The 20,968-nt window shown below is 61.9% G+C and carries 23 protein-coding genes; 11 read left to right on the forward strand and 12 right to left on the reverse strand.

Going from position 1 to position 20,968, the window contains the following annotated elements:
* The first annotated feature begins 61 nt into the window (after positions 1-61).
* Positions 62-910, forward strand: coding sequence for a PA4780 family RIO1-like protein kinase (locus ACUXAC_RS12775; RefSeq protein WP_060421079.1), 849 nt, complete (start codon positions 62-64; stop codon positions 908-910).
* A gap of 9 nt (positions 911-919) precedes the next feature.
* Here ACUXAC_RS12775 and ACUXAC_RS12780 read toward each other — a convergent pair whose 3' ends face one another.
* Entirely contained in the window at positions 920-1,138 is a 219-nt protein-coding gene (locus ACUXAC_RS12780; RefSeq protein WP_038879994.1) for a DUF7661 family protein, read from the reverse strand.
* A gap of 69 nt (positions 1,139-1,207) precedes the next feature.
* Between ACUXAC_RS12780 and ACUXAC_RS12785 the strand changes: the two genes are divergently transcribed.
* Complete coding sequence (locus ACUXAC_RS12785; RefSeq protein WP_225527108.1) at positions 1,208-2,035, forward strand: helix-turn-helix transcriptional regulator; 828 nt, start codon at positions 1,208-1,210, stop codon at positions 2,033-2,035.
* Here the strand turns inward: ACUXAC_RS12785 and ACUXAC_RS12790 are convergent.
* The 3 genes from ACUXAC_RS12790 to lsrG form a co-directional block, all read right to left on the reverse strand.
* On the reverse strand, positions 2,011-2,601 hold the full coding sequence (locus tag ACUXAC_RS12790) for a LysE family translocator (RefSeq protein WP_421115208.1): 591 nt from the start codon (positions 2,599-2,601) through the stop codon (positions 2,011-2,013). The genes ACUXAC_RS12785 and ACUXAC_RS12790 overlap by 25 nt on opposite strands.
* An 83-nt stretch (positions 2,602-2,684) precedes the next feature.
* Complete coding sequence (locus ACUXAC_RS12795; RefSeq protein WP_084826615.1) at positions 2,685-3,590, reverse strand: EamA family transporter; 906 nt, start codon at positions 3,588-3,590, stop codon at positions 2,685-2,687.
* An 87-nt stretch (positions 3,591-3,677) separates the two neighbouring features.
* On the reverse strand, positions 3,678-3,971 hold the full coding sequence (gene lsrG, locus ACUXAC_RS12800) for a (4S)-4-hydroxy-5-phosphonooxypentane-2,3-dione isomerase (protein ID WP_043146917.1): 294 nt from the start codon (positions 3,969-3,971) through the stop codon (positions 3,678-3,680).
* 192 nt (positions 3,972-4,163) lie between these two features.
* On the opposite strand from lsrG, the gene lsrK reads away from it, so the two are divergent.
* From lsrK to ACUXAC_RS12835, 7 genes are all read left to right on the forward strand, one after another.
* Positions 4,164-5,729 (forward strand): autoinducer-2 kinase, encoded by a 1,566-nt coding sequence (gene lsrK / locus ACUXAC_RS12805; protein WP_084826616.1) that lies wholly within the window; start codon positions 4,164-4,166, stop codon positions 5,727-5,729.
* Between the two features lie 221 nt (positions 5,730-5,950).
* Positions 5,951-7,135: an MFS transporter gene (locus ACUXAC_RS12810; RefSeq protein WP_454266684.1), complete on the forward strand. Its 1,185-nt coding sequence runs from the start codon at positions 5,951-5,953 to the stop codon at positions 7,133-7,135.
* A gap of 59 nt (positions 7,136-7,194) precedes the next feature.
* Positions 7,195-8,088, forward strand: coding sequence for a LysR family transcriptional regulator (locus ACUXAC_RS12815; RefSeq protein ID WP_454266685.1), 894 nt, complete (start codon positions 7,195-7,197; stop codon positions 8,086-8,088).
* 53 nt (positions 8,089-8,141) lie between these two features.
* The gene (locus ACUXAC_RS12820; protein ID WP_089185664.1) at positions 8,142-8,603 is read left to right on the forward strand and encodes a GNAT family N-acetyltransferase; all 462 of its coding nucleotides are present in this window, start codon (positions 8,142-8,144) and stop codon (positions 8,601-8,603) included.
* Between the two features lie 54 nt (positions 8,604-8,657).
* Positions 8,658-8,999, forward strand: a complete 342-nt coding sequence (gene yajD / locus ACUXAC_RS12825; RefSeq protein WP_016928619.1) for an HNH nuclease YajD — start codon at positions 8,658-8,660, stop codon at positions 8,997-8,999.
* Positions 9,000-9,270: 271 nt separating this feature from the next.
* Positions 9,271-9,906: an AAA family ATPase gene (locus ACUXAC_RS12830; protein WP_038879975.1), complete on the forward strand. Its 636-nt coding sequence runs from the start codon at positions 9,271-9,273 to the stop codon at positions 9,904-9,906.
* The gene (locus tag ACUXAC_RS12835) at positions 9,903-10,205 is read left to right on the forward strand and encodes a hypothetical protein (RefSeq protein WP_049201052.1); all 303 of its coding nucleotides are present in this window, start codon (positions 9,903-9,905) and stop codon (positions 10,203-10,205) included. The genes ACUXAC_RS12830 and ACUXAC_RS12835 overlap by 4 nt, the downstream gene beginning before the upstream one ends.
* A 50-nt stretch (positions 10,206-10,255) precedes the next feature.
* On the opposite strand, the gene ACUXAC_RS12840 is transcribed toward ACUXAC_RS12835, so the two are convergent.
* Positions 10,256-11,011 carry a CDP-diacylglycerol diphosphatase gene (locus ACUXAC_RS12840; protein WP_454266686.1) on the reverse strand — a complete coding sequence of 252 codons (756 nt, stop codon included), beginning with the start codon at positions 11,009-11,011 and terminating at the stop codon, positions 10,256-10,258.
* A gap of 236 nt (positions 11,012-11,247) precedes the next feature.
* Between ACUXAC_RS12840 and ACUXAC_RS12845 the strand changes: the two genes are divergently transcribed.
* On the forward strand, positions 11,248-12,048 hold the full coding sequence (locus ACUXAC_RS12845) for an alpha/beta fold hydrolase (protein WP_308343072.1): 801 nt from the start codon (positions 11,248-11,250) through the stop codon (positions 12,046-12,048).
* Between the two features lie 28 nt (positions 12,049-12,076).
* Here ACUXAC_RS12845 and ACUXAC_RS12850 read toward each other — a convergent pair whose 3' ends face one another.
* The 5 genes from ACUXAC_RS12850 to ACUXAC_RS12870 form a co-directional block, all read right to left on the reverse strand.
* Positions 12,077-12,802: a substrate-binding domain-containing protein gene (locus ACUXAC_RS12850; RefSeq protein ID WP_454266713.1), complete on the reverse strand. Its 726-nt coding sequence runs from the start codon at positions 12,800-12,802 to the stop codon at positions 12,077-12,079.
* Positions 12,795-13,574, reverse strand: coding sequence for an ABC transporter ATP-binding protein (locus ACUXAC_RS12855; protein WP_454266687.1), 780 nt, complete (start codon positions 13,572-13,574; stop codon positions 12,795-12,797). Before ACUXAC_RS12855 ends, ACUXAC_RS12850 begins: the two co-directional genes overlap by 8 nt.
* Positions 13,567-14,568: a FecCD family ABC transporter permease gene (locus ACUXAC_RS12860; RefSeq protein ID WP_454266688.1), complete on the reverse strand. Its 1,002-nt coding sequence runs from the start codon at positions 14,566-14,568 to the stop codon at positions 13,567-13,569. The genes ACUXAC_RS12855 and ACUXAC_RS12860 overlap by 8 nt, the downstream gene beginning before the upstream one ends.
* On the reverse strand, positions 14,565-15,614 hold the full coding sequence (locus tag ACUXAC_RS12865) for an ABC transporter substrate-binding protein (RefSeq protein ID WP_197783516.1): 1,050 nt from the start codon (positions 15,612-15,614) through the stop codon (positions 14,565-14,567). Before ACUXAC_RS12865 ends, ACUXAC_RS12860 begins: the two co-directional genes overlap by 4 nt.
* A gap of 186 nt (positions 15,615-15,800) precedes the next feature.
* On the reverse strand, positions 15,801-16,193 hold the full coding sequence (locus tag ACUXAC_RS12870) for a hypothetical protein (protein WP_060421050.1): 393 nt from the start codon (positions 16,191-16,193) through the stop codon (positions 15,801-15,803).
* 354 nt (positions 16,194-16,547) lie between these two features.
* Here ACUXAC_RS12870 and ACUXAC_RS12875 point away from each other — a divergent pair, with 354 nt between their 5' ends.
* Complete coding sequence (locus ACUXAC_RS12875) at positions 16,548-17,576, forward strand: methyltransferase (protein WP_060421047.1); 1,029 nt, start codon at positions 16,548-16,550, stop codon at positions 17,574-17,576.
* On the opposite strand, the gene ACUXAC_RS12880 is transcribed toward ACUXAC_RS12875, so the two are convergent.
* Positions 17,573-18,496: a DUF7916 family protein gene (locus ACUXAC_RS12880; RefSeq protein ID WP_440489358.1), complete on the reverse strand. Its 924-nt coding sequence runs from the start codon at positions 18,494-18,496 to the stop codon at positions 17,573-17,575. The genes ACUXAC_RS12875 and ACUXAC_RS12880 overlap by 4 nt on opposite strands.
* A gap of 71 nt (positions 18,497-18,567) precedes the next feature.
* Entirely contained in the window at positions 18,568-20,865 is a 2,298-nt protein-coding gene (gene bglX, locus ACUXAC_RS12885) for a beta-glucosidase BglX (RefSeq protein ID WP_454266689.1), read from the reverse strand.
* Positions 20,866-20,968 lie beyond the last annotated feature (103 nt).

Genomic DNA, 20,968 nt, shown 5'->3' on the forward strand with positions numbered 1-20,968 from the left:
AACTTACGCTATCAACTGCGCAAGCCATTCACACCGGAGCCTAAATAGGGTACAAGGCTGCATGAAAATTCCAAAACGACTCCAGCCGCTGGTTGATGACGGGTTAATCGACGACGTCATCCGCCGGTTGAAAAGCGGCAAAGAAGCCGACGTGTTTATCGTGCGCTGCGGCGATGAGATCCGCTGCGCCAAAGTGTACAAAGAGGCCGAGAAGCGCAACTTCAAGCAGGCCGTTCACTATCAGGAAGGGCGTAAGGTGCGCAACAGCCGCGACGCGCGCGCCATGAGCAAAGGCTCCAAATTCGGCCGCCAGCAGCAGGAAGAAGCCTGGCAAAACACCGAAGTGGACGCGCTGTATCTGCTGGCCAAGGCCGGGGTGCGGGTGCCGCAGCCGGACATCTGCCTGGACGGCGTGCTGCTGATGGAGCTGATCACCGACGAAGAAGGCCTGGTGGCGCCACGCCTGAGCGATGTCATCCTGACGCCGGAACAGGCGCGCGCCGATCACGCCCTGATGATGAACTACGCGGTGCGCATGCTGTGCGCCGGGCTGGTGCACGGCGACCTGTCGGAATTCAACGTGCTGATGGATAAAGACGGGCCGGTGATCATCGATCTGCCGCAGGTGGTGGACGCCGCCGCCAACAACCACGCCAAAAGCATGTTCGAGCGCGATATCGGCAATCTGGCCGAGTATTACGGCCAGTTCGCGCCGGAGCTGCGCGACAGCCAATATGCCAAAGAGATTTGGGCGCTGTATCAGGAAGGCAACCTGACGCCGGACAGCGTCCTCAGCGGCCGGTTCAGCGAAATCCTGAAACGCGCCGACGTCGGCTCGGTGCTGGAAGAGATCCAGGCCGCCGGCGAGGAACATCAACGGCGCATGATGGCGCGCAACGCGGAAGAGTAACGCGCCGCGCTATTCGACGCGAAACACGTCCGGCCGCTGCGGCGTCGCCGCCTCGTGATAGATATCCCCTAGATAGCCGGCGATCTCCTCTTCGCGCAGGTCGGCCGGCAGCACGATATCGTAGCTGGGGGCATATTTGCGCTCCGGCAGCGTCACGCGGAACAGCCGCCATTCGTCCCCGATGCGCTTCACGCCCAGCAGACGGCCGAACACGTTAAAAATCATCATCCGCCATTCCCCCCCTCGTCGCTTTCAGGCTATAACACTGTGATGCCGCCGCAGTGAAAAGGAAAGCGTATGAGTGAAAAAACGCCGCAGTTCTGGCGCGATCCGCAGTTGCCGTTCGTCGAAGCCCGCGCCATCGCGGATGGCCGCCAGGTGTGCTACAGCCTGCACAGCCACGAATTCTTTTCCATCGGCGCCATCACCGGCGGCGTCAGCACCTATGTCAACGGCGAGCGGCGCATGCAGGTCAGCGCCGGCGATCTGGTTGTCATCAACCCGCAGCAGGCGCATGCCTGCAACCCCATCGCCGATCGCCGCTGGTCGTACATCATGTTCTATCTCGATCTCGCCTGGCTCGGCGCGCTGCAGCAGGAGCTGCTCGGCGGCGACGGTGACCGTTTTGTTCCGTTCAGCCAGCCGCTCAGCCGCGATCCGGCGCTGTTCCACGGCCTGAACCGGCTTTATGCGCTGCTGACGGATCCGCTGTGCTGCGCGCTGGAAAAACAGATCGCCATGGTGGAGTATTTCAGCGCCCTGCAGCTCGGGCTGGGCGATGTCCGCCAGCCGGAGACACCGGCGCATACCCGACTGGAAGCGGCGGCGGCGTTTATCGACGCGCACTGCACCCGGCCGCTGACGCTGGACGACATTTGCCGCGCCGCCGCGCTGTCCCCTTCTTACCTGATCCGCGCCTTCCGCCAGCGCTACGGCATGACGCCGCACGCCTATCTAGTCAACCGCCGCGTGCAGCACGGCCATCGGCTGTTGAAGAGCGGCCTGCCGATCGCCGCGGCCGCCAGCGAAAGCGGCTTTGCCGATCAGGCGCACTTCCAGCGCACCTTCAAGCAGCTGCTGGCCGCCACGCCGGGGCAGTATCAAAAACCGTCCGCCAGCAGATAGCAGGCGCTGGCTGCCAACAGCAGCGCCATCGCCCGGTTGAAACGCCGCACGTTGCGCGCCTGCCTGAGCAGGCCGCGCAGCATCGCGCCGACATAGGCCCAGCAGGCCACCGAGGCATAGCAAATCACGAAGTAGAGCCCGGCGAACTGCCACAGCAACAGCATATCGCCGCCGCCGACAAAGGCGCCGAGGCTGGCCACCGACGCCAGCCACGCCTTGGGGTTCAGCCATTGCATCAGCGCACCGTACCAACAGGAAGGCGCCCGCGCCGCGCCGTTGCCCAATCTGCCGTCGTCAAACGCCAGCCGGTAGGCCATAAACAGCAGGAAGGCCACGCCGGCCCACTGAATCAAACGGGTCAGCGCCGGCCACAGGGTCAGCAGCTGGTGCATGCCCAATCCCAGCAGCACCAGCAACAGGGTAAACCCCAGCGTGGCGCCGAACACGTGACGCTGGGTCGCGCCAAAGCCGAATTGCGCCCCGGCGCTCAAGGCGACGATGTTGACCGGGCCGGGGGTGATGGAGGCCGCCAGCGCAAACGCGGCCATGGAAAGGTAGATATTCATGATGGGCACCTGAGAAAGTATTCACAGGCGCCAGAATGCCGACCGCCGCCGACAACGTATTGAACAGAATTGCCCTGTTCGGTTTAACGCGCGATCGCCGCCCGGCGGCGCGGCAGCCCGAAGGTGTTGACCGCCATGCCGGCCAGCACCAGCAATGCGCCGCCGAACTGCGCCGGCGACAGCGCTTCATCCAGCAGCAGCCAGGCGGCGAACAGCCCGACCAGCGGCACCAGCAGCGTCAGCGGCGCAACCCGCCAGGTTTCATAGCGCCCCAGCAGGCTGCCCCACACCGAATAACCGAACAGCGTGGCGGCGAACGCCAGGTAGGCGACCGCCAGCCAGGTGCCGACCTGCACATGGCTCAGGCTGCTCAGCACCGCCTGCGGGCCGTCGAACAGCCAGCTGCAGGCCAGGAACGGCACGACCGGGATCGGCGCGCTCCACACCACCAGCGATAAAATATTACGCTGCGGGAAACCGGCCAGGATCTTCTTGTTGGTCAGGTTGCCCAGCGCCCAGGAAAACGCCGCCGCCAGCGTCAGCAGCAGGCCCGCCAGGGGGACCGCGCCGCTGCCCGGCTTATGCAGGCTGGCCTGCGCCAGCACCAGCATGCCGCCGCTGGCGATAGCGATGCCGACAAAATGGTTGACGCGCAGCTTTTCGCCCATCAGCACGACACCCAACAGCAGGGTGAAGAACACCTGCGCCTGCAGCACCAGCGAAGCCAGCCCCGCCGGCATCCCCACCTTGATGGCGACGAACAGAAACGCAAACTGCGCGAAGCTCATGGTCATGCCGTACAGCAGCAGCCATTTCCACGGGATCGTCGGGCGCGGGATAAAGAAGATCGCCGGCAACGCCACCAGCAAGAAACGCATTCCGGCCAGCAGAAACGGCGGCATGCCCTGTAAACCGAACTTGATCACGACGAAATTCACGCCCCAGATCACCACCACCAACAGCGCCAACAGCCGATCGCGCAATATCATCCTCGCCCCGCTTATCCCATTGAAAATTCGCTTTAGCTTGCAGGTTACAACCAAACCGGGCGCATGGACACCGGCAAACGCCGGCGATTATTCAGGCATCAGGCCGATAAAGGTGGTCTTCTTGCGCGGGCCGGTCATCAGCGCTTCCAGCTTCTCCACGCACTGCAGGTAGTGCGGGGTCTGCTTGTGCGCCGCCACCGCCTGCTCGTCGCGATAGGCTTCGTAGATGTAAAACCGCGTCGGAATCTGTTCGTCCTGCAGCACGTCGAAGCGCAGGTTGCCCGGCTCTTCGATTGCCCCCCGATGATTGGCGCGGAAAACATCGATAAATTCGTCGATTTTGTCTTGTTTAACGTTGATCTCAACCAATGTGACGTGCATGGCAACTCCTTGTTTAAACGGCGTACCGCAAAATGACTCTTTCCAACCATAGGTTTATTCCCGTCGATTGCCCGCCGCAACGGCAATTTTGCCGCCTGGCTCACAAATCGCAGCGGCGACGCCCACTCCTCCCCCGGCGGGGTAAGGCGGCGGCATCTATAGTTAACACTCCTCCCCCTGAGAGCATAGGCTATGGACAACTACTTGATGGCGCTGGACGCAGGAACGGGCAGCATTCGCGCGGTGATCTTCGATGTGGCGGGCAACCAGATCGCGCATGGCCAGGCGGAGTGGCAACATCTGGCGGTGCCGGGCGTGCCCGGCTCGATGGAGTTCGACCTCAGCCGCAACTGGCAGTTGGCCTGCCAGTGCATTCGCCAGGCCTTGCAGCGCGCCGGGCTGACGGCGCAGGCGATACGCGCGGTGGCCTGCTGCTCGATGCGTGAAGGCATTGTGCTGTACGACCGCAACGGCGTGCCGATCTGGGCCTGCGCCAACGTCGATGCGCGCGCCAGCCGCGAAGTGAGCGAGCTGAAAGAGCTGCACAACCACGGCTTCGAACGCGAAGTGTATCAATACTCCGGCCAGACGCTGGCGCTGAGCGCCATGCCGCGCCTGCTGTGGCTGGCGCACCATCGGCCGGACATCTACCGCCAGGCGGCGACGCTGACCATGATCAGCGACTGGCTGGCCAATATGCTCAGCGGCGAGCTGGCGGTCGATCCTTCCAACGCCGGCACCACCGGCATGCTGGATCTGACCAGCCGCGACTGGCGCCCGGCGCTGCTCGACATGGCCGGGCTGCGCGCCGATATTCTGTCGCCGGTGAAAGAGACCGGCAGCGTGCTGGGGCGCGTCACCGAACAGGCGGCACAGGAGAGCGGGCTGCTGCGCGGCACCCCGGTGGTGATGGGCGGCGGCGACGTGCAGCTCGGCAGCCTGGGGCTCGGCATCGTGCGCGCCGGGCAGACGGCGGTGCTCGGCGGCACCTTCTGGCAGCAGATCGTCAATCTGCCGGAGCCGGCCATCGATCCGGAGATGAACATCCGCATCAACCCCCACGTCATTCCCGGCATGGCGCAGGCGGAATCCATCAGCTTCTTTACCGGCCTGACCATGCGCTGGTTCCGCGACGCCTTCTGCGCGGAGGAAAAATTGCTGGCGGAGCGGCTGGGAGTCGATGCCTACAGCCTGCTGGAAGAGATGGCGGCCAGGGTGCCGCCGGGCGCCTACGGCGTGATGCCGATCTTTTCCGACGCCATGCATTTCAAAACCTGGTACCACGCGGCGCCGTCGTTCATCAACATGTCGATCGACCCGGAGCGCTGCAACAAACAGACGCTGTTCCGCGCGCTGGAGGAGAACGCCGCCATCGTCTCCGCCTGCAACCTGGAGCAGATCGCCGCCTTCTCCGGCGTGCAGGCGCGCTCGCTGGTGTTCGCCGGCGGCGGGGCCAAGGGCAAGCTGTGGAGCCAGATCCTCAGCGACGTCACCGGTTTGACGGTGCGGGTGCCGGTGGTGAAAGAGGCCACCGCGCTGGGCTGTGCGATCGCCGCCGGCGTCGGCGCCGGGCTGTACGAGTCGCTGGCCGAAACCGGCGAGCGCCTGGTGCGCTGGGAGCGCGAGCATCAGCCGGACATGGCCCATCACGCGCTGTATCAGGAACAGAAAGAAACCTGGCGGCAGGTTTACGCCGATCAGCTGACGCTGGTGGATAACGGCCTGACCACTTCGCTGTGGAAAGCGCCGGGGCTGTAAACGCCACGCGGCATTCGGTCATAACCTTATGCCGTTTTATTCCTTTCCCCTCAGCGCGGCGCAAGCCGCGTTTTCACTCGCCGCCGGCGATTGTTTCCCCTCAGAAACAGTGTAACCACCGCAAACGGATTTATCCGCGGCTTCGGCCTGCCGTAGATTGTGACTTCGGTCACACCGCGCCCCGAGCGCGGCCTGCGCATTCACCCAAGACGAGCGGCATTATGCTGAATAATAAAGATAAACCTGCATCATCCCCGTGGCCGGCGATCTTCTCGCTGACGGTCGCCTGTTTTGTCATGGTCACCACCGAGTTTCTGCCAATCGGCCTGCTGACCAACATCGCCCCTTCGCTCGGCGTCAGCACCGGCACCGCCGGGCTGATGGTCACCATGCCCGGCATCGTGGCGGCGGTGGCCGCCCCCGCATTAAGCCTGATTTCCGGCCGCCTGGACCGGCGTTTACTGATGCTGGGGCTGTCGCTGCTGCTGATCGTCTCCAACCTGGTGGCGGCGCTGGCCGTCAACTTCCCGATGATGCTGCTGGGCCGCGTGCTGCTGGGCATCTGCGTCGGCGGCTTCTGGTCGTTCGCCGCCAACTACGGCCGCCATCTGGTGCCGGAAGCCAGCCAGGGCCGCGCCACCGCGCTGATCCTCAGCGGCATCTCGGTCGGCGCAGTGTGCGGCGTGCCGGCGGGGGCGCTGATCGGCGATCTGTTCGGCTGGCGCGCCGCCTTCTTCGGCGGTGCGGCATTGGCGGTCGGCGTACTGCTGGCGCAGCTGCGTTTGCTGACCTCGGTGCCGCCTTCCCGGCCGGTCACGCCGCGCGATCTGGTGCTGCCGCTGCGCCTGCCGATGGCGCGCATCGGCCTGATCGCCATCGTGCTGTTGTTCATCGGCCACTTCGCCGCCTACACCTATCTGCGGCCCCTGCTGCAACAGGTGTTCGTCCTCAGCCCGTCGGCAATCTCGCTGCAGCTGTTGGCCTATGGCGCCATCGGCCTGCTGGGCACCTTCCTCGGCGAGCGTCTGGGGGAATACAGCCTGCGCGCCACCTTCATCCTGATCGCCGCCATGCTGGCAGCCATCCTCATCGTCTCGCCGCTGCTCAGCGGCCTTGGCGGCGCCACGCTGATGGTGATGATCTGGGGACTGGCCTTCGGCGCGGTGCCGGTATGCGCCACCAACTGGATGTTCGCCGCGGTGCCGCAGGCGCCGGAAGCCGGCCAGGCGCTGCTGGTATGCGTGGTGCAGATCGCGCTGGCCTCCGGCGCACTGCTGGGCGGCGAGGTGGTGGACTGGCAGGGCGTCAGCAGCGCCATGCTGTTCGGCGGCGCACTGATCCTCTCCGCCGCGTTGGTGTTCGGCCTCAGCTTGCGCTCCGGCGTGATAGGCGCTAAACAGTGTTAATCCTTATTTATCCGCAGAAACGCGCCCCGGCCGCCGCCGGGGCGTTGCGCTGAGAGCCTATGGACCATCATCTACTCGCCATCCGGGTGTTTAACCGCGTGGTGGAAACCGGCGGCTTTACCCGCGCCGCCGATTCGCTGGGCATGCCGAAAGCCACGGTGACCAAGCTGATTCAGGGCCTGGAAGATCACCTGCAGACCAAGCTGTTTCAGCGCACCACCCGCAGCGTGTCGGTCACCCGCGAAGGCGAATGCTATTACCAGAATACGGTGAAATGGCTAGCGGATTTGGAGCAGATGGAAGGCTGCCTGACCGAATCGCAAAGCTCTCCGCAAGGCGTGCTGCGTATCGACACCGGCGGCGGCACCGCGCGCCGGCTGCTGTTGCCCGCCCTGCCCGATTTTCTGGCGCACTACCCGCAGATACAGATCGATCTGAGCGTCGGCGACCGCGTTATCGATCTCATTAGCGACAGCACCGACTGCGTGATCCGCAGCGGCCCGCTGGCCGATTCCAGCCTGATCGCCCGCCGCCTGTTCGATCTGGACTGGGTGAGCTGCGCCACCCCGGCCTACCTGGCGCGCCACGGCACGCCGCGCCACCCGTGCGATCTGGAGCAGGGTTTCCCGATGGTGCACTATCGCCATCCGGTCAACGACCGCATCCATCCGCAACGCTATGTCGAGCGCAGCAAAGAGATCGCCATCCAGCAACGCTATCCGGTCAGCATCAACGAAGGCAACGCGCTGCTGGCGGCGAGCCTGGCCGGGTTGGGCATCATCCAGACCTATCGCTTTATGGCGCAGCCGCACCTCGACAGCGGTGAGCTGGTCAGCCTGCTGCACGACTGGCAGCCGCCGCCGGAGCAGATGTACGTGGTCTACCCGTCCAACCGCCACCTCAGCGGCAAGCTGCGGGCGTTTATCGACTGGGCGGTGGAGACGTTTCATTAACCGCTCTCGCCGGCTATAGTGGCTTATCTTCCGGGCAACGAAATGGTCGCACCATGCGTATCGAACCTCTGCCGGCACATCGCCGGCGTATTGACGAACTGGCCGAGTTACTGCATCAGGAATGGGGCGCCTTTGCGCAATGGAGCAGCCGTGACACCATCAGCCAGCGTCTGGCCGAACGCTGCGCGCCCGGGCAGCGGGGCGTCGTGCTGTTGGCGCTGTCGCCGCAGCAACAGATTCTCGGTACCGCCAGCCTGACGTTGTATGAACTGGCGGATAAACCGGAGCGCCAATACTGGCTGAGCGAAGTCTTCACTCACCCGCAGCACCGCGGCCAAGGCATTGCCCGTCGCCTGATTGCACGCTGCGTCGAACGTGGCCAGGCCCAGGGCATAGACGAACTCTATTTGTACACGCCCGACCAGCAGGCGCTGTATCAGAAACTCGGCTGGCGCTCGCTGGAGCAACGCCAGATCGCCGGCGAAGCCGTCACGGTGATGAGCCGCACGTTGTAACCGCACGCAGTGTGGTATTATTTGCCGCATAGTGATTCACGACGGACGACCACCATGGCCTATATCCCCAAAAACTATGCGAAGCTGGAAACCGGCTACCGCGAAAAAGCGCTGAAACTGTTCCCCTGGGTATGCGGGCGCTGCTCGCGCGAGTTCGTTTATTCCAACCTGCGCGAACTGACGGTGCACCACATCGATCACGATCACAGCAACAACCCCGAAGACGGCAGCAACTGGGAAATGCTGTGCCTGTATTGCCACGACCACGAGCACTCGAAATACACCGAGGCCGATCAATACGGTTCGACGGTGGTGGCCGGTGAAGACGCGCAGAAAGATGTCGGCGTCGCCACCCACAACCCGTTCGCCAACCTGAAGGCGATGATGAAGAAATAATGTCGACAACAGCTTAATGGGTCACTAACTTATTAAGCTGTTAAATTAACAAAACCCGCCTCCGCATCGCCACTTCCCAGAGAATTCCTACTTACCCATCCTGCCGATTCACCGCAAAATAAGCTGCGCAGTTAACAACATACTGGCTTGGCAAGCCGCCGCAGTTGGTGCATATTGTTCGCGAGTTGTTCTTGTTAACCTGTTTGATTATCAACCTAATAAGCGCATTAACTTAATAAGTTATCAGCTTAATAACTTGAGAGATGGCAGCATGATTGTCCTGATTGGCTCGCAAAAAGGCGGCGTCGGCAAATCGACGAAAGCGGTGAATATCGCCGGGTATCTGATTCTTAAGCAAGGCAAGACGGCGATCATCGTCGATGCCGACGACCAGAAATCGATCATGACCTGGTACAACGACCGCCAGAACGTCGAAGGGCTGCCGCACATTCCGGTGGTGGCCGCGTCGGGCAAAATCAAGGAAACGCTACTGGAGCTGGATCGTCATTACGACTACGTGATCGTCGACACCGCCGGCCGCGACAGCGCCGAGCTGCGCTCCGGGCTGCTGGCCGCCGATCTGTTCCTCTCGCCGCTGCGCCCTTCGCAGATGGATCTCGACACCGTCGGCTATCTGTCGGAGATGTTCTCCACCGCGCAGGAATACAACGAGAAGGTCAAAGGCTACATCGTGCTGAACATGTGCCCGACCAACATCTTCATCAATGAAGCCAACGAAGCGGCGCAGGTGCTGAGCGAATACCCGGAGTTCACCCTGGTGAGCCACCGCCTGTGCGATCGCAAGATTTACCGCGACGCCTGGGGCGAGGCCATCACCGTGCATGAGGCGAACAACGAAAAGGCGCAGAGCGAAATTGAATGCCTGGTGAAAGAGGTGATCCTGTGAAGAAACGCACCCCGACCCACCGCATGTCGGAAGACGAATTCATCAACAGCGCCACCTCGCACACGCTGCCGGTCGCGGCGCCCGCGCCGGAAGCTAAACCGGCCGGCCGCAAGCGCACCTACAAGGCGATCTCCGTCAGCCTGACGGACAACCACATTGAAGCCATCGATGAGGTGATCGTACAGGCGGCGCGCAGCGGCATCGTGCGTATTACCCGCTCCGACATCATCAAGCTGGCCATCGACGGGCTGGCGGAGAAAAGCGAAGCGCAGCTGCTGGAACTGCTGAAGAAGCTTTGAACGCACTACAGCCGCCGGCTAACGCAGCAGCCGGCGGGTTGTCATCACCTTCAGTTCCCCGCCACCGCGCATTGGTAGTCCTGAATTTCGCCGGCTGAGCCCAGGTTCAGGTCGGTCAACTTCAAACGGTTCGCCAACAGCAGCATCTCGCCCAGTGGGCTGACCGCCAGCGCCAGGCCATAATTGCCGATGCTGTCGCCCTGCTCGAGCACATAGTTCTGCAGTAACCGGAAAGGATCTTCCTGGGTTAAATCGGTGCTCGTCAATTTTCTGGCCAGATATTGGTGGCCGACCAATTTCACCGCCAGCGGGCGCCACTGTTGATCTAATTGTTCCGCCTGCTGCCCCAGCGCGTTATAGACATCCTGTCTCAGGCAGGCAACGTGAATATGCAGCTGATTCTGAGAGCGGCCATATTTCGAATTGACCGCCAGAGAAAGCCACGCATCTTTTAACGGTTTACCCAGCTCGCCGGATATATGTTCCCGGTTATTCCAGGCCTGGGCGAAATAAGGCGGCGCGTGCTCCGTCTGCAATGCCGGGCTCTCGATGCCGCTGATCTTTTCGGTTGGCATCACCAGATCGTGATAAGGGCCTTTGCTGTCCTTAAACAGCACATAACCCTCGGTTAAATCAACCTTTAAGCAGGGTGCCGGATCGTTGTTCTGCTGCTGATTGGGCACGCACTGTTGGCTGACGATTTGCCACAGCGCATTCGGATTACCACGCCCGAAGAACCACCACAGCACCGCCGCCAGCAGCAAAATGACAAGCAAAATAATTAATAGTCTGAAAAGTCTTTTCATCGTGACTCCCTGTTTACCTATTCCATCTTGAAAGGAGCGCCAGCATAAACCAAGGCTCTTATCGTCACCAGAATATTATCCTTAGCGTCACCTTTCATTGACGTCTTGTTATCAAGAGAAATTAAAAATAAGGGTTTACCTAAGTAATTTAAGGTAAATTAATACCGCAGGTTGAATATGAGTGTGATATAAGCAGCCGGACTCTCTTTATATAAGGAACCGATAAGATGCCAACGATGGGCAAATCCCTGCATTATCTCGACGTGGGCTCAGGCTTTCCGTTGCTGCTGGGCCACAGCTATCTGTTCGATCTGAACATGTGGGCACCGCAGTTCGAAGCGCTGGCGAAACGCTACCGCCTGATCGTGCCGGATCTCTGGGGCCACGGCGACTCACCGGCGCTGCCGGCCGGGCGAAACAGCCTGTCGGATATCGCCGCCGATCATTTGGCGCTGATGGATCATTTGGATATTGAAGAGTTCGGCATCGTCGGCCTGTCCGTCGGCGGCATGTGGGGCGCCGAACTGGCGGCGCTGGCGCCGGAGCGGGTCAAGGTGCTGGCGCTGATGGACAGCTATCTGGGCGACGAAACGCCGGAGGCGCGGCAGCGCTATATGGGCATGCTGGACGCCGTTGAACAGGCCGGCGCCATCACTTCGCCGCTGCTGGAATACATCGCCGCGCAGTTTTATTCCGACGAAGTACCCGATGCGTTGTCGCAGCCATTGCTGGCCCATCTGCAGAGCCTGCCCGCCGATCGCCTGCGCGAGAGCATCGTCCCGCTGGGCCGGATGATCTTCGGTCGCCCCGACAAGCTGCCGCTGCTGAAAAACATCACCGCCGCCAGCATCGTCATCACCGGCGCGCAGGATAAACCGCGCCCGCCGGCGGAAGGCCAGCGCATGGCCGATCTTCTCGGCTGTCAACATGTGCTGATCCCCAACGCCGGGCATATCAGCAACAAGGAAAATCCGGCGGCGGTCAACGAAACCCTGCTGGCGTTTCTGGCTGAAAACACCACCCCGCTATTCTGGTAAGATTCCCCGGGCCGCCTGGCCCGGCGAGTCATTCCGCGCGCCGCATAAACCCGTGTCGGCTCAGGATTTCCTGCCCTTGTTCGCTCAAGATAAATGCGGCCAACCGCTGTGCGCCGTCATCCAACAGGCATAAACCGTAATCCGCCTCAATGTCCAGCGGCGGCGCCAACGGCCGCACCGCCAACGTCGGGTAGGCGGCTAAAGCCGGAGCATAGCTGGCGTAGCCGAGAAAAATATCCGCCAATCCGCCAGCTATCAGATATTCCGCCGCCAGCCGGCCCGCCGGCACCGGTGCAGAATCTATCCCGCCGACTAACGGTAACGCCCGGCGGCGCAACGCTTCCCCTTGCCCCGGCCAGTATTGCTCACAGCGTTCGAAAAGCCGCTGCGCATAATCGCCGGAAGGATCTGCCCCCGGTGTCGAGGTGGCAAGGCGCCAGTGCGGATCGAACAGCACCTCCGGCAGCGGACATTCGGTTAATGCCGGCACGTTGCGAACCGTCACGCAGAGCCGATTGCGCGCAAAAATCTGCACCGCCCCCGCGATACCGAGATCCGCCAGCCTTTGCGGGTGCGCCAGGTTGGCCGAAGCGAACAGCTGTGGCCGCTCACCATTCTCTATCCGTTGGCGCAACAAACCCGCCGGGCCGAATTCCGCCGTGACTTTTTGCCCGGCGTGCCGCTGAAAAGCCGACAGCAGCGGCGCAAACGCCAGCCGCAGGCTGCCGGCGGCAAACAGCAGGATATCACTCATCATGTCGCTCCAGTTGGCTGCGATACAGCGGCACCAGCGTCGCGTAGCGGCGGCCCGCCACCGTCAGCGGCACCCGTTCGATCGCCAGCTCGAACAGGGGTGACAAGGATTGCGCCGTTAACACCTCGCGGCAGGCCCCGAGCCGGCTGCGCCCTTCTCTGCCCAGCAGCAAAGCCCGATCGGCCACCGCGTGAGCATGGTTGGGCTGATGCGTGGAGAACACCACCGCCAACCGCTGCTCCCGCGCCAGGCGGGCCATCAGGCTCAACACCCGATCCTGGTAATGCAGATCCAGCGCCGAAGTCGGTTCATCCAGAATCAACACCTCGCAGCGCATCGCCAACGCGCGGGCGATCATCACTAATTGACGTTGGCCGCCGGATAGGCTGCCAAACTCACGCTCTGCCAGGTGCTGCAAATCCAACGACTGCAACGCTTCTCTCGCCAGCCGATGGTCCTCGGCTGACGGTGAACGGAACAGGCCGACATGACGCGCCCGCCCCATCAATACGATATCCAGCACCCGATAGGCGAACGGCGGCGCAAAGTGCTGCGGGACAAAGCCCATCTCACCGTGGCGCTCAATCTCGCCGGATTGCGGCGTCAGGCTGCCTAACAACAGCTGCAGCAGCGTGCTCTTGCCACGCCCATTCGGGCCCAATACCGCCAGCACTTCGCCGCGCCGCAGCTGAACGTCCAGATGCTGGAACAGCGGTGCCCCGCCCGGCCAGGCGAAACTCACGCCGCTGGCGGCCAATAAGGTGTCAGTCATGCCAGCCTCTCACTTGCGCGCGGCGCAGCAGCAGCGCAAACAGCGGCGCGCCAATCAGCGCGGTCAGAATGCCCAGCGGGATTTCGCTGCTGCTCAGCGTGCGCGCCAAATCGTCAATCAACAGCATGTACAGGGCCCCCAGGCAAAGCGAAGCCGGCAGCAGGCGCCGGTGATCCGGTCCCACCAGCCGCCTCGCCACGTGCGGGATCACCAAGCCGACCCAGCCGATGCTCCCGCTGACCGCCACCTGGGCGGCCACGATGGCGGCGCACAGCGTCAAAATCAGCCAGCGGGTGCGTTCAACGTTGATGCCTAATGCACCGGCATCCTCATCGCCCAACGACAGCAGATTGATGCGCCAGCGCAGCGCCAACAGCAAGCCGCCGGCCAACAGCAAAGGCACAAACAGCATCAGCAGCTTTTGCCGATCGGCGGTGGCAAAGCTGCCGAGCAGCCAAAACACGATGCTCGGCAGTTTCTCTTCGGTATCCGCCAGATATTGCATCAGGCTGACGCAGGCGGAGAAAAAGCCGCTGAGGATCACCCCCGCCAGTACCAAAGAGAGAATATTGCGCCGCGCAATGGCGCTGGTGAGAGTGAAAATCAGCAGCAGCGCCGCCATACCGAAAACAAAAGCCGACAGCAGCAGCACCGCCAACGGCAGGCTGAGCAGGATAGCCAGCGTGCCGCCAAACGCCGCGCCGGAAGACACGCCGATAATATGCGGATCGACCAGCGGGTTGCGAAAGACGCCTTGCAAAGCCGCGCCACACAGGGCCAGCGCCGCGCCGGCGCCCATCGCCAACAGCACTCGCGGCACGCGCACACCCAGGATCACCTGGCGTTGGATAGCATCGATGCCTGCATAATGTTGCCCGGTGAACGGCTCCAGCAAAATCATCAGGCTGTGCGTCATCGGCACCTGAAAGCGACCAACGCCGAGCGAAAACAGCGCGCAGCACAGCGTCAACAACGCCAGCCAGCCCAGCCTCATTGCCCGCTCTGGCAGCAGGTGGCGCGGTAATAACGTTGATAGTAAGCGTCGACCCGCTGCTGCAGATTGATATCGGCAAAGCGCTGCGGGTAAAGTTTTTTCGCCATCCACAACTCACCCAGCGCCATCGCCTCCGGCATCGGATATCCCCAGGCCTTGGCGTACTCCGGCATCAGGTAGACCCGCTTATTCTTCACCGCGTCGATCGGCTGCCACTGCGGTGACGTCAGGATCTGTTTCACCACGTCCGGGTAGCGCTCCTGCACGAAAATCACCGCCGGATCCCACTTCAGGACATCCTCGATAGAAACCTGTTTAAACCCCTGAATTTCCTTCGCCGCCACGTTGAGCGCCCCGGCGTGCCGCATCATCAACCCGGTATACTTGCCGGCGCCGTAGGTGGTGAGATCGGGATTGGCCATATACACCCGCACCCGCCGATCTTCCGGCAGATCGCGCAGCCGTTCGGCGACCAGCGCGCGCTGCTGAATGACGTCCTTAATCAGGGCTTCGGCCTGAGGCTGACGCGACATCACTTCGCCGATCAGGCGAATGCCGTCCTGCAGCCCCAGCGTATAGGCCCGATCTTCATCGCTCAGCTGGGGGTTCATTTTGCCCGCCTGATCGGCTGCCTCGCGGCGCAGCGAGACCGCCACCACCGGAATGCCCGCCCGTTCGATCTGCGCAATCATCTCCGGCGGCGCGTAGTTGGCCACGAATACCACCTGCGGATGCAGGCCGAGCAGGCTCTCGATGTTCACCGAAGTCAGATCGCCCGGCATTGGCAGGGTTGCCAACGTCGGCGCCAGCCGCAGGTAGTTTGGCCCCAGCTGCTTTTTCCAACTGCTGAGCACGCCGACCACCTGCGGCATCGCATCAAGCTGCACCAACAGGTTCAGCGTCTGGTGTTGCAGCACCACCGCGCGGGTGATGCGATCGGGCAACGTCACCTGGCGGTTGAGTTGATCGGTGACCTGGCGATCCGCCTGGGCGGCGGTGGAAAACAAAACAAGCGCCAACAGCAGGCGCGGGAGAAAGTTAAACATGGCAGTGACCGGTTGATTATCGTTGTATAGCAAATAATATAGCGATGAGCATGGCGAAACAATCAGCGGGATCAAACCGGATGCGGGTACTCGGGAGGTAAAACGAGGCGTGAATGCGATCCTGGAAGCGGATCCGCCGGTGCGGTGACGGATCCCATCGGCCCTATAAGGGCGCGTGAAGAAGACTTATTGACCGATAGACGTCAGACCCTGGCGGATCCCTTCGTCAGCCTGCTGGCACCATGTCTGCAGCCCCTGCGGCGCTTCTTTTTCCAACGCAACCACTTTGCCGTCGTCGTTCAGCACATTGCCTTCACGGCCCATCGCTTCGCGCTTGTCGCCGTCGCGGGTGTCGACGCCGCCGGGAATAGCCGCCACGTAGGCCACCATTTTCTTGGCGTTGTCGATGCTGTCGGCTTTCAGGAAGCCTTTATCGACGCAGTAAGACATCAGCCCGGCGGTATTGCGCGTGATGTCATAAACGTTTTTCAATGCGGCAGGATCCATCCCTTCAGCGTTAGCGGTGTTGAACAGGCCCAGAGTCGCGGCAATCATGCCGGTCAGAATGCTTTTTTTCATTGTTAACTCGTTTTAATAATGAAATAGTTAAGTTTTAATTATTCACAAAAAGAATGCGAACACCGCTACGGTATAACGGCGGCCTAGATTAGCACAACCCTAACGCGTTAATAACTGTGATTAAGTTAACCCCCAATAAAATAAAAACGCACGATAGGGTAATGACCCCCGCCCGGTATCATTTTTTCATGCTCGATATTGGCCGCGCTCAATTCATATTAAAAATAATCTCACCCAGGAATTATTTGCAACGGAAGTGTTGGCCTGCGGTCAATCGTGCTCCCGCCCTTTGCTAAAATCACAGGCGTGACATAGCCTGTTAAGACGCGCCATGCCTAGTGGGAGGGGATTCACATGAACTATTCCGTCCGGCCGCCGCAATGCGACGACAAAACCATTCTCGATATCACGATGAATTTATATCTCTATCCGGCGGTACTTATCGCGCATCGCCTGGGCATCTTTGAATTTATTGCTTTGCACCCCCGCAACCTGACCGATATATGCGCTCAGGCCAATGTGGAAAGACGCCCGGCGGAAACGTTGGTCATGGCGTTATTGGCATTGAAATTGATAGACAGAGACGGTGAAACATTCTCTCTCACGCCGGAAGCGGAAACCTTTTTGTTAAAAAACAACCCGCATTATTTCGGCTACTTCTGGGATTTGATGGTTGAAAATAGCGAAATTTTCTCGCTGAAAAACCTGGAAAGCGCCATCAGAAAAAATACCTCGCAGGTGTACGGCGAGCAGGAGCTGTTTGAAACCCATACGCTCGACGCCGACAGAATGCGGCGGTTTACCCACGCCATGCACAGCCTGAGCATGGGCTCAGCCAGCGTTTGGCCGGCGCTGTTGCCCCTCGGTGCCTGCCGCGCGGCGCTGGATATCGGCGGCGCCTCCGGCGCCCATGCCATCAGCCTGGCGGCCCACTGGCCGACGTTGACCTGCACCGTGTTCGATCTGCCGGAGGTGTGCCCGCTCGCCGCCGACTACGCGCGCCATTACGGTCTCAGCCAGCGCATCGGCACCCACAGCGGCGATATGTGGCGCGATCCCTACCCGGCGGCGGATCTGCACCTGTACTCCAATATTTTCCACGACTGGCCGATGGACAAGAACCGCTTCCTGGCGCAAAAGAGCTATGCGGCCCTCCCGCCCGGGGGGAGGATCGTGATCCACGAAGTGCTGTACAACGATGACGGCGACGGGCCGCCTGCCGCCGCGGGGTACAGCCTGATGATGATGGGATGGACGCAGGGCCGCCAATACTCCGGCAGGGAAATCGGCGACCTGCTGCACGACGTCGGCTTCGGGCCTGCTCAGGTGCTGCCGTCGCTCGGCTATTTCAGCATCGTGACGGCGCAAAAGCCCCAGGCTTAGCGGTTCACCGAGCGCGCCATGCGGCTGTAGGTGTGGCGCACGCCGCGAATCGCCACGCTGTAAGCGAAGATGTTTTCCGGCAGCGCCAGCCCCAGATAGCCGGTATCGCCGATATGGTGCAGGTCCGCCCCGGCCATTTTGCTCATCAGCGCAATCTGCCGCACGGTCTGCACGTCGGCGCCCTCTTGCGAGGTGCCGATCGCCGTCATCGCCAGCGCGCCCTGCCGCTGAGCAAAGGCGATCAGCGCCGCCACTTTCTCCTGCGACATGCCGGGAATGGTGCCCGGCGCCGGCAACAGCACGATGTCCGCACCGTTCTCCACGAACAGCGCGATATCCTGCTCACCGATCAGCTGGCTGCCGCTTTCGCGCACGATACCGGCCCCGTGCATCTTGCCGGTCACCAGCACCATCTCGTCGCCCACTTCATCGCGAATCGCTTTCAGCGCGGCGGCGATCGCCTGATTGCTGACGCCGTTGTTCGGGTTGCCGGTCAGCACCAGCATGCGCGCGCCGAGCTGATACAGCTTGCGGGCATTCTCGGCGGTGGCGGCACGCCCCGCCGTCATCTGCCAGAAATCGTTATGTTCGCTGGCGAAGGCCGGATCGACGGCCTCCAGGTTCACGCCGATAACCCGCCCGGTCAGGCGCTGCAGCGTGCGCAACGCCTCCTGCGGCGGCACGTCGGCAGGCAGGCCCGCGATGTGCGGCTGGTCGACGTCGAACAGGTTCAGCAGCAGCAGGTCGGCGCCCTGGCTGGCCGCCAGCTCGGCATTGGTGACGTTATTGAGCAGCGGCTGAGTGACCGCGATGGTTTCGCTGACCAAAATGCGCCCTTCGCTGGCGCGGATGGCGTAGAGCAGGTCGGCTTTGCCGATATCGGCCAGATCGCTGGCGCTGCAGTCCAGATAGCGTTTCATGAGGCAAGCTCCGATGACGTTAGCGGGAATGGATGCTCCCTCGCTCAGCGCGGCGAACGAGGGGGACAGGGTTACTTCAGCGTAAAACTTTGCGCCTGCACGTTGTCGGAGTCCAGGCCGACGAACACGTTGAATTTGCCCGGCTCCGCCCCCCATTTCAAGCTGGCGTTGTAGAACTTCAGATCGTCTTCGCTAATCGGCAGCTCAATCTGCTGCGACTGGCCGGCCTTCAGCGTCACTTTCTTGAAGTTGCGCAGCTCTTTTACCGGCCGGCTGACCGAGGCGGTCACGTCCTGCAGATACAGCTGCACCACCGTGGCGCCGTCGTACTTGCCGGTATTTTTCAGCGTGACGCTGGCGGTTAGCTTGCCGTTGCGCGCCATCGTCGGGCTGGACAGTTTCAGATCCGACAGGCTGAAGGTGGTGTAGCTCAGGCCGTAACCGAACGGATACAGCGGGCCGTTCGGCGAATCGAAGTAGCGCGAGGTGTACTTGCCCGGATTCTCCTTGCCGAACGGGCGGCCGGTGTTCAGGTGGTTGTAGTACATCGGGATCTGGCCGACCGAGCGCGGGAAGGTCATCGGCAGCTTGCCCGACGGGTTGTAGTCGCCGAACAGCACGTCCGCCACCGCGTTGCCGCCCTCGGTGCCGCTGTACCAGGTTTCCAGCATCGCGTCCGCCTGCTCGCTCTCCCAGCTCAGCGCCAGCGGCCGGCCGTTCATCAGCACCAGCACCAGCGGCTTGCCGGTGGCTTTCAGCGCGGCGATCAGATCGCGCTGGCTCTGCGGGATCGTGATATCGGCGCGGCTGGAGGCCTCATGCGCCATACCCTGCGATTCCCCCACCACCGCCACGACCACGTCGGCCTTGTTCGCCGCCTGTACCGCTTCGTCGATCATCTGCTGCGGCGAACGGGTATCGAACGCCACCGCCGGCTCATACTCGTTCAGGTAGTCGATGATGCCCTTATCCTGCGTGACGTTGGCGCCCTTGGCGTAAAGAATGCGCGCCTTGTCGCCCACCGCCCGCTCCAACCCTTCGCGCAGGGTCACCGACTGCTTGACCACTCCGGCGGCCGACCAGCTGCCCATCACGTCGCGCTGGCTGTCGGCCATCGGCCCGACCAGCGCGATGGTCGTCTGCTTGCTCAGCGGCAGCGTCTGCTTATCGTTCTTCAGCAACACCATCGTTTTGCGTGCCACCACCCGCGCCTCGGCGCGGTGCAGACGGCTTTCGGCGTTGGTGTCCTGCGGGTCGGAACCCGCTGGGCCCAGATGCACATACGGATCGGTGAACAGCCCCATGTCGTACTTGGTGTTCAGCACGTCGCGGCAGGCGCGATCGATATCGCTTTCAGGCACCAGCCCGTCTTTCACCAGACCCGGCAGGTATTTGTCGTAAAACTCGTCGCTCATGCTCATGTCGACGCCGGAGGTGATCGCCAGCCGCACCGCGTCGCGCGCGTCGGCGGCCACGCCGTGTTTTATCAGTTCTTTAATTGCGCCGTGGTCGCTGATGGTGATGCCTTTAAAGCCCCACTGGTCGCGCAGCAGGTCTTTCAGCAGCCACGGGTTGGCGGTGGCCGGCACGCCGTTCACCGAGTTGAGCGATACCATCACCCCGCCGCTGCCGGCATCCACCGCCGCTTTGTAAGGCGGCAGATAGTCCTGATACATGCGCAGCGGGCTCATGTCGACGGTGTTGTAATCGCGGCCGCCTTCGACGGCGCCGTACAACGCAAAGTGCTTAACGCTGGCCATCACCGAACCGGGCTTGGCCGGGTCGCCGTTTTGATAACCGTCGACCATCACTTTGGCGATTTTCGACACCAGCCAGGTGTCTTCGCCGAAGCCTTCGGAGACCCGGCCCCAGCGCGGATCGCGGGTGATATCGACCATCGGCGCGAAGGTCATGTTCAGACCGTCATCGCTGGCCTCCTGCGCCGCCACCCGGGCGCTGAGCGCAATGGCTTCCAGATCGAAGCTGGCCGCCAGCCCCAGGCTGATCGGGAACACGGTGCGCTGGCCGTGCACCACGTCATAGGCAAAGAACAACGGAATTTTGAGGCGGCTGAGCTGCATCGCCTGATCCTGCATCACCCGAATGTCCGGCCGGGTGACGGTATTAAAGATGGCGCCGATCTGCCCTTTGCGGATGCCCTCGCGGATCGCTTCTTTCGGGTTATCCGGCCCGACGCTGATCAGCCGCAGCTGGCCGATCTTCTCTTCCAGCGTCATCTGCTTCATCAAATGGGACACGAAGGCGTCGCGCTGCTGGGCGTGAATGCCCTGCGTTATCGGCGTTTCCTGCGCAAAAGCCGGGCTGAGGGCCAGACCGGACAACATACTCACCACACAAAGCCATTTCATCTTGTTTTATCTCAGGCGTGTTTCCGCAGCCAAAGCCGCGAGGTTTAATCGGAGTGAAGAAACAGTTTGCCACACTCTGTTTCATCGCCAAGGGAATTCGCAT

The sequence above is a fragment of the Serratia sp. 121840015-1 genome (genome assembly GCF_053627655.1).

Coding starts and splice junctions, on each gene's coding strand:
- ACUXAC_RS12775 (WP_060421079.1), top strand. CDS start 62: ATGAAAATTCCAAAACGACTCCAGCCGCTGGTTGATGACGGGTTAATC.
- ACUXAC_RS12780 (WP_038879994.1), bottom strand. CDS start 1,138: ATGATGATTTTTAACGTGTTCGGCCGTCTGCTGGGCGTGAAGCGCATC.
- ACUXAC_RS12785 (WP_225527108.1), top strand. CDS start 1,208: ATGAGTGAAAAAACGCCGCAGTTCTGGCGCGATCCGCAGTTGCCGTTC.
- ACUXAC_RS12790 (WP_421115208.1), bottom strand. CDS start 2,601: ATGAATATCTACCTTTCCATGGCCGCGTTTGCGCTGGCGGCCTCCATC.
- ACUXAC_RS12795 (WP_084826615.1), bottom strand. CDS start 3,590: ATGATATTGCGCGATCGGCTGTTGGCGCTGTTGGTGGTGGTGATCTGG.
- lsrG (WP_043146917.1), bottom strand. CDS start 3,971: ATGCACGTCACATTGGTTGAGATCAACGTTAAACAAGACAAAATCGAC.
- lsrK (WP_084826616.1), top strand. CDS start 4,164: ATGGACAACTACTTGATGGCGCTGGACGCAGGAACGGGCAGCATTCGC.
- ACUXAC_RS12810 (WP_454266684.1), top strand. CDS start 5,951: ATGCTGAATAATAAAGATAAACCTGCATCATCCCCGTGGCCGGCGATC.
- ACUXAC_RS12815 (WP_454266685.1), top strand. CDS start 7,195: ATGGACCATCATCTACTCGCCATCCGGGTGTTTAACCGCGTGGTGGAA.
- ACUXAC_RS12820 (WP_089185664.1), top strand. CDS start 8,142: ATGCGTATCGAACCTCTGCCGGCACATCGCCGGCGTATTGACGAACTG.
- yajD (WP_016928619.1), top strand. CDS start 8,658: ATGGCCTATATCCCCAAAAACTATGCGAAGCTGGAAACCGGCTACCGC.
- ACUXAC_RS12830 (WP_038879975.1), top strand. CDS start 9,271: ATGATTGTCCTGATTGGCTCGCAAAAAGGCGGCGTCGGCAAATCGACG.
- ACUXAC_RS12840 (WP_454266686.1), bottom strand. CDS start 11,011: ATGAAAAGACTTTTCAGACTATTAATTATTTTGCTTGTCATTTTGCTG.
- ACUXAC_RS12845 (WP_308343072.1), top strand. CDS start 11,248: ATGGGCAAATCCCTGCATTATCTCGACGTGGGCTCAGGCTTTCCGTTG.
- ACUXAC_RS12850 (WP_454266713.1), bottom strand. CDS start 12,802: ATGAGTGATATCCTGCTGTTTGCCGCCGGCAGCCTGCGGCTGGCGTTT.
- ACUXAC_RS12855 (WP_454266687.1), bottom strand. CDS start 13,574: ATGACTGACACCTTATTGGCCGCCAGCGGCGTGAGTTTCGCCTGGCCG.
- ACUXAC_RS12860 (WP_454266688.1), bottom strand. CDS start 14,568: ATGAGGCTGGGCTGGCTGGCGTTGTTGACGCTGTGCTGCGCGCTGTTT.
- ACUXAC_RS12865 (WP_197783516.1), bottom strand. CDS start 15,614: ATGTTTAACTTTCTCCCGCGCCTGCTGTTGGCGCTTGTTTTGTTTTCC.
- ACUXAC_RS12870 (WP_060421050.1), bottom strand. CDS start 16,193: ATGAAAAAAAGCATTCTGACCGGCATGATTGCCGCGACTCTGGGCCTG.
- ACUXAC_RS12875 (WP_060421047.1), top strand. CDS start 16,548: ATGAACTATTCCGTCCGGCCGCCGCAATGCGACGACAAAACCATTCTC.
- ACUXAC_RS12880 (WP_440489358.1), bottom strand. CDS start 18,496: ATGAAACGCTATCTGGACTGCAGCGCCAGCGATCTGGCCGATATCGGC.
- bglX (WP_454266689.1), bottom strand. CDS start 20,865: ATGAAATGGCTTTGTGTGGTGAGTATGTTGTCCGGTCTGGCCCTCAGC.